The organism is bacterium, assembly GCA_035371905.1.
Classification (GTDB): domain Bacteria; phylum Ratteibacteria; class UBA8468; order B48-G9; family JAFGKM01; genus JAMWDI01.
Genome location: DAORXQ010000009.1, coordinates 1 through 11,903, shown reverse-complemented (window position 1 = coordinate 11,903; position 11,903 = coordinate 1). Strand labels below are relative to the sequence as shown.

Genomic DNA, 11,903 nt, shown 5'->3' with positions numbered 1-11,903 from the left:
ACTTTTAAACTTGAAAATTTATATGCATGGTTTAAAATTTTAATATGGCGCTTGTGGCTTAAGTGGATAAAGCGCTGGCCTCCGGAGCCAGAGAATCCGGGTTCAATTCCCGGCAAGCGCAAAGGATATGAGAAAAAGAAAAATTTTTATAACTTTTATTTTTGTAGCACTTCCATTTTTCTGTATTTTTATATTTCATTTTTCAGTTCCATTTATCTGGCTTAAAGTTGACCAGGCATTTCATTGTGGAGATTATAATAGAGCAATTGAATATTTATCATTCATTTCTTATATGCAGCCAAAAAATCCTGAATGTTATATTTTAAAAGCATGGTTACAGTGGTCAGAAGCAAAAAATTGTTATAATAGAGGTATTCCTTATGAAGAGAAATTGAATCAAGCAATAGAAACATACAGAAAAGGACAGAAGAATAACCCGACTGACTGGAAGATTTATTTTGAAGAAGGAATTATGTGGGAAGCATTTGGAGAAAAAGAAAAAGCACTTAATTCATATTATATAAGTTCAAAATACAGTCGTCCTCCTTATAATAAAATTTATAAAATTAAAAGTGAAAAATTTAAAATTGAGGTAAAATAATAATAGGGTAAAAAGGATTGAAAAAAAGGAGGGTTTTATGAAAAAGTTAATTTTAGTTGTTTTTGCATTTTCAGTTCTTACTGGATTTTCAGAAATTAAAAAAGCCACTTATGAAGAAATAAAAAATTCAATTCAGATACTTGAAAATGCGATGAAAGAAGAAAAAGAAGATTTAATTCCTATATTCAGTGAAGCAATTGAAATAGAAAAAAGAGCAACTTCTCCTTATTATGCAGAAAAAATAATGGAGAAAATTTGTAAGACAGGAAAAATAAAGGAAGAAGAATTTAAAAATTTAAGAAAAAACTTTTCATTTTTTGATATATCACTTGCCTGGGCAATAAATCAAATTACAGGAAAACCTGTTGAAAAGATATTAAAAGAGAAAGAAGAAAATGGCTGGATAAATATTATTTCTTCTGAAACTACAATCCAAAGGGAAGATATTTCATCAAAAATAAAAGAATTGAATCCTAAATCAGAAACCTTTTAAATAATTACAGATTTTTGAGGGCAATCCTTTTTCCAATATTTTTTTAATAGTTTTTTCAATTTCATATTCAATTCTGTAAAGTTTAAAATTTTTTCTATCAGTATCATAAACAGAAACACAAGCAAATGGGAAACCATCTCTTGGAAAACCAACACTTCCTGTATTTATTATGTATTTAAAATTTTCTTCTATATCAAGTTCAATCCTTCCAGAAAAATCAGTTAAAATTTTTTCAATTTTCCCTGTATTCATATCTTTTCTGAAAACTACTGGAATATGAGTATGTCCTATGAAACATATTTTTCTATTAAGTTTTTCAAATTCTTCTTCTGTATCTGTTATTTTAAAAAGATATTTGTAGTAATTATCAGTTATAGAAGCATGAAAAAAAAGTAAATCACCAAATTCTTCTTTTTCTTTCCACTTTAAAATTTTTTCTATTTTTTCTTTAATTTCTTTAATTGTCCATTCAAGTGTAATTTTTGCAAATTTTTTAAATTTTGAAAAATCATTTTTTATAATTCCTTCTTCATGATTTCCTTTTAATATAACTTCTGCATTTTTTTCTGCTAAATCTATACATTCATTCGGGTCAGGACCATATCCAATAATATCTCCACAGATAATAATTTTATCAACTTTATTTTTTTCATAAAAGTTAATGGTGGATTGAAATGCTTCAAGGTTTGAATGTATATCACTGATTATTCCAATTTTCATAAATTGCCTTTAATTTTTTTATTATGTCTTTTAAATGAGGTCTTTTTTCAGGATTTTCAGATTTTGCTGAGAGTATAACCGGATAAATTTCTTCAATTAAATCATAACCGGATAAAATTTCTTCCAGCATTACTCCATAAGAATAAATATCGCTTTTAAAATCAATAATACCATTTTTTCTTTCAGGAGCAATATATTTTTCAGTCCCTCCTGTATAGTTAACTCTTTTTCTGAAAAATGATAGTTTTTCTGCATAACCAAAATCAATAAGTTTTAAATCAAGGAAGTTTTTACTGATAAGAATATTTTCTGGTTTTATATCATTGTGAACAATCTTTTTTGAGTGTATATATTCAATCGTTTCTCCGACTTTTATTAATATTTTTAAAAGTGTGTTAGGGGAAACTTCTGCTTTTTCATTTAACATGATTTTTAAACTCATTCCATCAATGTATTCCATAATTATATAATATAGTTTATCAATTTTACCAAATTTGTAAACTTTTAAAATATTTGGATGTGAGAGTTTTTTTAAAATTTTGAATTCCTTTTCAAAGGATTTTATTTGATGTGAGAAATTTCTGTGAGGATGGAGGACTTTAATTGCAACGATTTTGTGAAAATTTGAATTCAGAGATACTCCTTTATAAATATTTGATGTTCCTCCGTGCCATATCATTTCTTCTATTTTATAATCTTCTATAATTTCTCCTTTTAATTTTAATCTGTATTCTTCCATAGTTTTTCTTTTTTAAATAAAAAAACCAAATAATTTTAATACAATTTTTAATTTTTTGCAAATGGTTGTATAATATCTTTATGGCTGAAAAATTGAAAAGAAAAAATATAGTTGTTGGAGTGACGGGTTCTATCGCGATATATAAAAGTTGTGAGGTTGTGAGAAATTTAATAAAAAATAACTGGTCTGTTAAAGTAGTAATGACTGAAAATGCAAAAAAATTTGTTAGTCCTTTGACTTTTGAGACACTATCAAGAAATCCTGTTTATTCTGATATGTTTGAAAAAAAGACTTATGAGGAAGACCATATTGCCCTTGCTGATTTTGCTTCAATAATTCTAGTATGTCCCGCTACTGCAAATATAATTGGAAAAGTATCTTCAGGAATATGTGATGACCTTTTAACTGCTACAATTTTTGCTTTTAGTGGACCTGTTATTTTTGCTCCTGCAATGAATGAAAATATGTGGTTGAATTCAATAGTACAGGAAAATGTTAAAAAATTGAAAAAGCATGGATATTATTTTGTAGAACCGGAAGAGGGTGAACTTGCAAGTGGAAAAACTGGAAAGGGTCGGCTTGCAAAAATAGAAAAAATAATAGATTTTGTTGAGAAAGTATATAATAAGCATTAATTTTTTGTCAGAATTTTTACTCTGTTTTGAATCTTAAAATAAAAAGTAGTATTATATACTTGATTTTTTTAATAAAATGAAAAGAGGAGGTAAAAGTGGGAAAAGAATTTGAATTAATTCCTAAAAAGGTAAAAAAAATTGAAACAGAATTCAGGAGAATTGTTACAGATATACCTGTTCCTGAATCAATACCTGTTCTTGAAAAATTGAGAAAGTATGAACCCCGTTCAATGTCAGGTCAACCACCAATAGTATGGGATAGGGCAAAGGGTATAAATGTGTTTGATAAGTATGGAAATATGTGGCTGGATTTTTCTTCTGGCGTTCTTGTTGCAAATGCAGGTCATGGGAATGATTTTGTTCTTGATGAGATAAAAAAACAGATTGAAAAACCACTTTTACATAATTACTGTTTTCCTTCTGAAATAAGAGCAGAACTTGTTGAAAAAATTGCTTCTCTTTCTCCCGAACCTTTAAAAAAGGTTTTTCTTCTTACAACAGGTGCTGAAAGTGTTGAATGTGCGATAAAACTTTCAAGAACTTATGGAAAAAAGAAAAATAAAAAAGTTATAATCTCCTTTGAAGGTGCTTTTCATGGAAGAACACTCGGAGCTCAGATGATAGGAGGAATACCAAATCTAAAAGAATGGATTGTTAATCCTGACCATGATATTATACAGGTTCCTTTTCCAGGAGACCCGAGATGTAAGGATAAAAGTTTTGATTTATTTTTAAGGACATTAAAGGAAAAAGGAGTGGAAGAAAAAGATGTTTGTGCTGTTATAAGTGAAACATATCAGGGTGGAAATGCATCTTTTATGCCTGTTGAATATGCTAAAAATTTAAGGGAATGGTGTGATAAAAATGAAGTTCTTTTAATATTTGATGAAATACAGGCAGGTTTTGGAAGGACAGGGACTTTCTGGGGATTTCAGCATTATGGTGTAATTCCTGATATGTTTATTCTTGGAAAGGGGATTTCAAGTTCTCTTCCAATATCTGCGGTTGTTGGAAAAAAAGAAATTATGGACCAGTATGAACCGGGGACAATGACAAGTACCCATACAGGAAATCCTTTGTGCTGTGCTGCTGCTTTTGGAAGTATTAAATATATAGAAAAATATAAATTGTGGGAGAATGCCGAAAAAATGGGGAAAATTTTTGAAAGAGAACTTTTAAAATTGAAAAAATATGATTGCGTTGGTTTTATCTGTGGAAAAGGGCTTGTATGGGGATTACATATAGTAAAGGCAAAAACCGAAGAACCAGAACCTGATATTGCATTTAAAATCGTTGAAAAATGTTTTGAAAAAGGTTTGTTATTTTTTGCTCCAGTTGGTTTTAAGGGTGCGACTATAAAAGTAAATCCACCTCTTATTATAAATGAAAAAGCGGTTTTAGAAGGATGTGAAGTTATTGAAGATGCAATAATGGAGGTTTTTGGTGGTTGAAATTAAAAAAATAATTGAAGAAAGTTTAAATGAGGCAAAAGAATTTTTAAATGACTTGATAAGATTTGAGAGTATTTCAGGTATAGGTGAAGAAAAAATCCAAAATTTTATTTATGAAAAATTTAAAAAATTCGGTAAAAGCTCTCTTGTTAAAATAGATGAAAATATAAAAAAAGACCCTGAATACACATGCAGTGACAAGCCATGTGATTACTCAAAAAGAAAAAATCTTATTCTTGAAATAGGAAAAGGTGAAGGATATACTCTAATTTTAAATACTCATTCAGATATAGTACCTGCAACCAACTGGAAGAATGCTTTTATTCCAGAAGAGAAGGAGGGTTATATTTACGGAAGGGGTGCTTGTGATGCGAAAGGTCAGATTGCAACAATTTATTTAACCTTACTTACACTTAAAAAAATGAATATAGAAATTTCAGGGAAACTTATAATTGAAATTGTTGTTGAAGAGGAAATTGGTGGGAATGGGACTTTGTCTTTAATAAGGCAGGGATATAAAGGGGATGGCGTTATTGTCCTTGAGCCGACAGAACTTAAAATTACTCCTGCAAATAGAGGTGCTGTATGGTTTAAACTTGAATTGTTTGGGAAGAGTGTCCATATGGGTAAAATATGGGAAGGTGTTAATGCAATTGAAAAGTTCTGTTATCTTTATCCGAAACTTAAAGATTTTGAAAAAAAATTGATTGAGGAAAGTAAAAATGTCCCTCTATTTGAAAGATTTAAACAGCCGGTTCAATTGAATTTTGGAGTGATTAAAAGTGATGGATGGCCAAGTATGGTCTGTGGAAAAGTTGAAATTGAAGGTGGAATTGGATTTTTACCGAATAAGACACTTGATGGGATAAAAAGTGAATTTGAAGATGTTATTAAAAACTGTGGGGATGACTGGATTGTTTCCAATTATAAACTTTCTTTTCCAAAATTGCATAATGATTCTTATTCCATTTCTCCTTCCCATATCCTTGTTAAAACCATGGAAAGAGCATCTGAAGAGACAGGAATTGTACCTGTTGTTGAAGGTTTTATTGCAAGTTGTGATGCAAGATTGTTTAACAGAGTAGGGAAAATGCCTGTTGTTGTTTTTGGTCCCGGGAAACTTGATGATGCCCATTCAGACCATGAGAAAATAAAAATAGATGATATTAAGAAAGCAAGTGAAATTTTAATTAGAACAGTTTTAAGAATAATGGAGGTGGAAAAATGATAAAACTTGGAATAATAGGTCTTGGAAAATTCGGGACAAATATATTAAATACATACAGTCAACTTGAAAAATCTGGAATATGTAAACTTAATGCAATTTGTGATATAAATGAAAAGGTTCTTGAAAGTCAGGTAAAAAAATTTAATGTAAAGGGTTATCCAGATTACAGAGAAATGTTTGAGAAAGAAGAACTTGATGGTGTTGCAATTGCTACTCCTGACCCTTTTCATAAAGAACCAACTTTATATGCTGCAAATAAAAAAATTCATGTATTTGTTGAAAAGCCACTTGATGTGACTGTTGAGGGATGTAATGAAATGATAGAGGAATGCAGGAAAAATAATGTTTTACTTCAGGTTGATTTTCATAAAAGGTTTGACCCATTTCATCAGACAATTAAGAAGGATATAGATGAGGGAAAGATTGGAAAAGTTGAATACGGTTCTGTTCATATGGAGGATAAAATTGTTGTGCCAAGGGACTGGTTTCCTAACTGGGCTCCTAAAAGTTCTCCTGTCTGGTTTCTTGGTGTACATTTTTTTGATTTAATGAGATGGTTTTTGAAAAGTAATGGTAAAAATGTTTATGCCAAGGGAATAAAAAATAAATTAAAATCACTTGGAATAGATACTTTTGATGCAGTTGTTGCAACTGTTGAATTTGAAAATGGTGCAGTTATATCTTTTGAACTTTCATGGATTTTACCTGAAAATTTTGAGAGTATTGTTAATCAAGGATTTAAACTTGTTGGAGAAAAAGGAGTTATAGAATGCGACAGTCAGGATAGGGGTACAAGAGTTTGTTATCAGGAAAATGGAGTTATGACCTATAATCCTGTTTTTATTAATGAGGTGAAAAAAATGGGGCATACCTTTTATTCTGGATATGGTATTGAAAGTATTGCGGATTTCGTTTATAATATAATTCACATAAAAAATGGGTATAAGATTGAAGATTTGAAAAGGGAAAATTCAATAACTGCTTTTGGAGAAGATGGTTTAGAAGTAACAAAAATTGCTCTTGCAGTTCATAAAAGCATAGAGACACAGAAAGAGGAAAAAGTATAAAAGGAGAAAAAAATATGGCAACAAAAATAAGATTGGTGAGAAAAGGAAAGAGGAATAGACCTTTTTTTAGAGTTGTGGCTGTAAGTGATGAAAAAGATGGAAGAGGAGATGTTCTTGAAATTTTAGGATACTATGACCCTCTACCTGACCCTGTAATTTTTGAGGTAAAAGAAGACAGGGTTAAATACTGGTTGAACACAGGAGCAAAACCGAGTAAGACAGTTGAATCATTTTTAAAGAAAAAAGGAATTATATAAACTTAAATGCGAATTGACATAATCACCATTTTCCCTGAAATATTTACTCCTTTAGATGTAAGTATTGTAAAAAGGGCAAAAAAGGGAAAAATTGTAGAGATAAAAATATGGAATCTGAGAGATTTTTCAAAGGATAAACATAAAAAAGTGGATGATAAAGCATATGGTGGAGGAAAAGGGATGGTATTAAAATGTGATATAATTTATGATGCGGTTGAAAAAATTAAAGAAGAAAATAGAGAGGGAAAGGTTATTTTAACAAGTCCAACAGGTATTCTTTATAATCAACAGATTGCAAAAAAATTGAGTGAAGAAAAGGGACTTGTTATAATCTGTGGACATTATGAAGGAGTTGATGAAAGGGTAAGTAAAATCTGTGATTATGAAATTTCAATAGGTGATTATATTCTTACAGGTGGAGAACTTCCTGCGATGGTAATAGTTGATAGTGTTGTTCGTCTTTTAAAAGGAGTTTTACCAGAAGATGCACCCCGTTATGATAGTTTTTACAATTATATTTTTGACTGGCCATGCTATACAAGACCTGAAAATTTTAGAGGGATGAAAGTACCTGAAGTTTTAATTTCTGGAAACCATAAAGAAATAGAAAGATGGAGAAGAAAAATGGCAATTGAAAGAACAAAGGAAAAAAGACCTGACCTTTATGAAAAATATATAAAACAGGGAGGAAAAGATGACATTGAAAAAAGTTGAAGAAATTGAAGAGAAATTGAAACCAAGTAAAGAAATTCCTGAATTCTGGCCTGGAGACGAAATAGCGGTTCATATAAAAATAAAAGAAGGAGAAAAAGAAAGAATTCAGATTTTTACAGGAACGTGTATTGGAAGAAAAGGGAAGGGAATAAGGGAATCTTTTACAGTAAGAAAAATTTCTTATGGAGAAGGAGTTGAAAGAATTTTTCCATTATATTCTCCTAATATTGTAAAGATTGAAGTTTTAAAAACAAGAGAAAGAAATCGTCTTGCACCAAGAGCAAAAATGTATTACTTAAGAAATAAAAATAAATGAGGAATATTGAGTTCGGGAAACTTGGAGAGGAGAAAGCAGTTGAGTTTTTAAGGAAGAAAGGATACAGAATAATTGAGAAAAATTACAGGACAAAAATAGGAGAAATTGACTTAATTGCAAAGAGAAGAAAAGAAATTATTTTTATAGAAGTTAAAACAAGAAGTTCTGATAATTTTGGACTACCTCAGGAAGCAGTTAATGAAAGAAAATTGAAAAAGATTGAACAGGTTGCCCAAATTTATCTGAATTCAAAAAAGATTAATCTTCCATTTAGATTTGAAGTTTTAAGTATTATGAAAAGTGGAAATGATTTTAAGTTTGAAATTATACCTGTCTAAATAAAACTAAAATTTTTCTTTTTAAATAAGTAAATAACTACATCTACAATTTCTTCATCATACTTTATACCTTTATTATTGTCTATTTCTTCAAGTGCTTCTTCTAAACTTAAAGCAGGTCTATAAGGTCTATGATTAATCATTGCTTCAACAACATCACTTACAGCAATTATTCTGGCTTCTTTTAAAATTTTTTCTCCTTTAATTCCTCTTGGATAACCAGTTCCATCAAGTCGTTCATGGTGCTGTAAAACTATTTCAGCAAGATTTTCAAAATTCGGTATTACTTTCAGTATATTATAAGCAACAATAGGATGTGTCTTTATTATAGAAAATTCAATTGGTGTTAATTTTCTTGGAAGGACAAGGATTTCAGTTGGAACAGAAATTTTACCGATGTCGTGCAGTAATGATGCATATATAATTTCTTTAATTTTTTCTTTATTAAATCCAATTTCTTTTGATATTTCTTCAGATAATTTTGCAACATTTATTTGATGACCTGCTGTATAAGGGTCTTTAATTTCAACTATTTTTGATATTGCATGAATTGTTCCATCTAATGTTTTTTCAAGTAATGCATGTTCTTCTTTTAATTTGTTTTCAAGATTTACCCTATCTGTAATATCAATTAAAGTTCCGGTTATAACTTTTTTCCCCTTGTATCTTCCAACTCTTCCAATTGCAAAACATTGTCTTATCTTTCCATCTGGTCTTTTAAATCTTATATTAAAACTTGCTATTTCAATTTCTCCTTTAAATCTCTTTTCTGCCATTTCTTTTGATAAATTAACATCATCTGGATGCACAAGTTCATATGATTTCTTTTTCCCTATTATTTCTTCTTCAGTGTAACCCGTAATATTACAGAAGGAAGGATTAACATATAAAAAATTGAAATCCTCATCATAAATATAAATTCCAGCAACACTTTTTTCAGCAAGATTAAACCACTCTTTAAGCAATTCTTCGTCTTCATATAATTTTGTTTTTATCTGTTCTTCCTCTGTTATATCATGGATTATGATTAAATACCTTGCTGTTTCTTCTTCTAATTCTATTAACTGTGCATTAACTATTTTTTTCTCTTTTTTTCCAGAAAAGACATCAAGTTTTATAATTTCCCCTTTTTTTTCAAATAATTTATTTAGAGAATCTTTTGAAATAAAAGAGGGAATGTCATAAAGATTTTTTCCAATTAAATCTTCAATCTCATAATCAAGTTCCTTTATTTTCTCATTTGCTTCAAGGATATTTCTTTTTTCGTCAAGTATAAAAATAATACAAGGAATGTTATTCCAGATTATTTTGTATTTTTCAAGTTCTTTATTTCTCTCCATAAATTTATTATACCCATGATTTTTGTTTTTGTAAACTAAATGTTATAATTTATTAGAAAAAGGAGTAAAGATGGCTTTAATTGTTCAAAAATATGGTGGGAGTTCAGTGGCAGATATTGAAAAAATTAAATTTGTTGCAAAAAAAGTGGTTGAGACAAAGAGAAAGGGTAATAAAGTAGTGGTTGTTGTTTCTGCCATGGGAAAAACAACAGATAATTTAATATCACTTGCAAAACAGATTATGCCAAATCCACCTGAAAAAGAACTTGATTTGCTTTTATCCACAGGAGAAATTGTATCTGTTGCTCTTTTATGTATGGCTATTGAAAGTTATGGAGAACAGGCAGAAGGTTTTCCAGGATATTTTGCAGGAATTAAAACAGATACATTACATACAAAAGCAAGAATTCAGAAAATAGAACCATCAAAAATTATTGAAGAACTTAATAAAGATAAAATTGTTGTAGTGGCTGGTTTTCAGGGCATAAGTTCAGAAAATTCAATTACAACTCTTGGAAGGGGAGGGTCTGACCTTACTGCAATAGCAATAAGTGGAGCAATAAAGGCGGATATATGTGAAATTTACACAGATGTTGAAGGTGTTTATACTGCTGACCCTAATAGAGTTGAAAATGCAAAATTGATATCTGTTATTTCCTATGATGAGTTACTTGAAATGGCAAGCAGTGGAGCAAAAGTTATGCAGTCAAGAGCGGTTGAATTTGCAAAAAAATATAAAGTACCTTTTTATGTCAAATCCACATTTAAAAATACGGAGGGTACAATGGTAAAGGAAATGGAATTAAAAGAGGGTGCAGTTGTTTCTTCTGTTTCAATAGATGAAAATCAGGCAAAAATTTCAATTTTTAAAGTTCCTGATAAACCGGGAATAGCAGGAAAAATATTTTCAGCACTTGGAGAGGCAGGAATAAATGTTGATGTTATTGTTCAGAATGTTGGAAGGGATAATTCTGCAGATATTTCTTTTACTGTAAACATAAATGATATGGAAAAAGCAAAAAATATTGTTGAAAAAATTGGTAAAGAGATAGGTGCTGAAAAAGTTATTACTGATTCAGATATTTGTAAGGTTTCAATTATAGGTATAGGGATGATGAACCAGCCGGGTGTCGCAGGAAAAATGTTTAACTGTCTTGCAAAATCAGGAATAAATATAGAAATGATAAGTACTTCTGAAATAAAAATATCCTGCGTAATAAGAAAAAAGGATGGACAGAAAGCACTGACTCAACTTCATAAAGAATTTATTGAAAATAAATAACTTTATGGGTAAAAAAGGTATTACATTTCTTGAGATTTTAATTGTTCTTTTTATTTTTCTTTTATTTTTAATTCCTGTTACAATTTTTATTCAGAAGTATCATCAGCAGTATCTTTTAAATTCTGCCTGTGCTGAAATTGTAGAGGGTGTGAATTTTGCAAGAGAATATGCTATAAATGAGAGATGCAGTTTTTATGTAATTTTTAATGAGAGAAGTTTCAGAATTTTAAAAGAAGGAAAATCACCTGTATGGAAAGAGATAAAGATGCCAGAAAATATCAGAATAAAAGAAAAAACAGATGGTGTGAATCCTCTTGTTTTTCTCCCTGATGGAACAGCAAAACAGGCAGGACATATAATTTTACTTGAAGAAGTTTCAAAAAAGGAAAAAAAGATAAAGATACATAATATAACAGGGAAATGTGTAATAGAAGATTGAAATATGGGTTTACTTTGATAACAGTTTTAATCGGGCTTTTTATTCTTGCCTGTGGAATTATAACTCTTATAAAAGTTTATCCTGTAATTATGAATTTAAGTGAAAGGAGTAAAAGTTCGGTTAATATTTCTTTTATTGCAGATAAGATTTTTACTCAGATTGAACAGATTTACGGAAATAAAGATGTGCCTTTACCCGATAATATTGAAGGTGTTTTAAATGAATATCCTGATTATAAATACAGAGTGAATTTTAATGAAGAGGAAGAAGACCTTTATAAAGT

Annotated in this window: 16 protein-coding genes and 1 tRNA gene; 14 read left to right on the top strand and 3 right to left on the bottom strand. The window is 29.6% G+C overall.

Annotation, left to right across the window (positions count from 1 at the left end):
* Window positions 1-47 precede the first annotated feature (47 nt).
* The 3 genes from PKV21_01815 to PKV21_01805 all read left to right on the top strand — a co-directional run bounded on the left by PKV21_01815 (window position 48) and on the right by PKV21_01805 (window position 1,094).
* Window positions 48-121, top strand: a tRNA-Arg gene (locus PKV21_01815).
* Window positions 122-127: 6 nt separating this feature from the next.
* Window positions 128-601 carry a hypothetical protein gene (locus tag PKV21_01810; GenBank protein ID HOM26226.1) on the top strand — a complete coding sequence of 158 codons (474 nt, stop codon included), beginning with the start codon at window positions 128-130 and terminating at the stop codon, window positions 599-601.
* A 37-nt stretch (window positions 602-638) separates the two neighbouring features.
* Window positions 639-1,094 carry a hypothetical protein gene (locus PKV21_01805; protein HOM26225.1) on the top strand — a complete coding sequence of 152 codons (456 nt, stop codon included), beginning with the start codon at window positions 639-641 and terminating at the stop codon, window positions 1,092-1,094.
* Here PKV21_01805 and PKV21_01800 read toward each other — a convergent pair.
* A complete protein-coding gene (locus PKV21_01800; protein ID HOM26224.1) occupies window positions 1,080-1,814 on the bottom strand; it encodes a metallophosphoesterase family protein in 735 nt (244 codons plus the stop codon). The genes PKV21_01805 and PKV21_01800 overlap by 15 nt on opposite strands.
* Entirely contained in the window at window positions 1,792-2,553 is a 762-nt protein-coding gene (locus tag PKV21_01795; GenBank protein ID HOM26223.1) for a serine/threonine-protein kinase, read from the bottom strand. Before PKV21_01795 ends, PKV21_01800 begins: the two co-directional genes overlap by 23 nt.
* Before the next feature lie 80 nt (window positions 2,554-2,633).
* On the opposite strand from PKV21_01795, the gene PKV21_01790 reads away from it, so the two are divergent.
* From PKV21_01790 to PKV21_01755, 8 genes are all read left to right on the top strand, one after another.
* Window positions 2,634-3,188: a flavoprotein gene (locus tag PKV21_01790; GenBank protein ID HOM26222.1), complete on the top strand. Its 555-nt coding sequence runs from the start codon at window positions 2,634-2,636 to the stop codon at window positions 3,186-3,188.
* A gap of 95 nt (window positions 3,189-3,283) precedes the next feature.
* The gene (locus PKV21_01785) at window positions 3,284-4,639 is read left to right on the top strand and encodes an aspartate aminotransferase family protein (GenBank protein HOM26221.1); all 1,356 of its coding nucleotides are present in this window, start codon (window positions 3,284-3,286) and stop codon (window positions 4,637-4,639) included.
* Entirely contained in the window at window positions 4,632-5,867 is a 1,236-nt protein-coding gene (locus PKV21_01780; GenBank protein ID HOM26220.1) for an ArgE/DapE family deacylase, read from the top strand. The genes PKV21_01785 and PKV21_01780 overlap by 8 nt, the downstream gene beginning before the upstream one ends.
* Entirely contained in the window at window positions 5,864-6,934 is a 1,071-nt protein-coding gene (locus PKV21_01775; GenBank protein HOM26219.1) for a Gfo/Idh/MocA family oxidoreductase, read from the top strand. Before PKV21_01780 ends, PKV21_01775 begins: the two co-directional genes overlap by 4 nt.
* A 14-nt stretch (window positions 6,935-6,948) precedes the next feature.
* Entirely contained in the window at window positions 6,949-7,191 is a 243-nt protein-coding gene (gene rpsP, locus PKV21_01770; protein ID HOM26218.1) for a 30S ribosomal protein S16, read from the top strand.
* 6 nt (window positions 7,192-7,197) lie between these two features.
* Window positions 7,198-7,905, top strand: coding sequence for a tRNA (guanosine(37)-N1)-methyltransferase TrmD (trmD, locus tag PKV21_01765; GenBank protein HOM26217.1), 708 nt, complete (start codon window positions 7,198-7,200; stop codon window positions 7,903-7,905).
* Window positions 7,886-8,221: a 50S ribosomal protein L19 gene (rplS, locus tag PKV21_01760; GenBank protein ID HOM26216.1), complete on the top strand. Its 336-nt coding sequence runs from the start codon at window positions 7,886-7,888 to the stop codon at window positions 8,219-8,221. The genes trmD and rplS overlap by 20 nt, the downstream gene beginning before the upstream one ends.
* On the top strand, window positions 8,218-8,559 hold the full coding sequence (locus PKV21_01755) for a YraN family protein (GenBank protein ID HOM26215.1): 342 nt from the start codon (window positions 8,218-8,220) through the stop codon (window positions 8,557-8,559). Before rplS ends, PKV21_01755 begins: the two co-directional genes overlap by 4 nt.
* Here PKV21_01755 and PKV21_01750 read toward each other — a convergent pair.
* Window positions 8,556-9,899 carry a PAS domain S-box protein gene (locus PKV21_01750; GenBank protein ID HOM26214.1) on the bottom strand — a complete coding sequence of 448 codons (1,344 nt, stop codon included), beginning with the start codon at window positions 9,897-9,899 and terminating at the stop codon, window positions 8,556-8,558. The two genes, PKV21_01755 and PKV21_01750, sit on opposite strands and share 4 nt — an antisense overlap.
* 70 nt (window positions 9,900-9,969) lie before the next feature.
* Between PKV21_01750 and PKV21_01745 the strand changes: the two genes are divergently transcribed.
* The 3 genes from PKV21_01745 to PKV21_01735 all read left to right on the top strand — a co-directional run.
* Entirely contained in the window at window positions 9,970-11,181 is a 1,212-nt protein-coding gene (locus tag PKV21_01745) for an aspartate kinase (protein ID HOM26213.1), read from the top strand.
* A gap of 4 nt (window positions 11,182-11,185) precedes the next feature.
* On the top strand, window positions 11,186-11,620 hold the full coding sequence (locus tag PKV21_01740; GenBank protein ID HOM26212.1) for a hypothetical protein: 435 nt from the start codon (window positions 11,186-11,188) through the stop codon (window positions 11,618-11,620).
* Window positions 11,602-11,903 (top strand): hypothetical protein (locus PKV21_01735; GenBank protein ID HOM26211.1); only part of this gene is annotated, 302 nt, incomplete at its 3' end. The genes PKV21_01740 and PKV21_01735, both read left to right, overlap by 19 nt.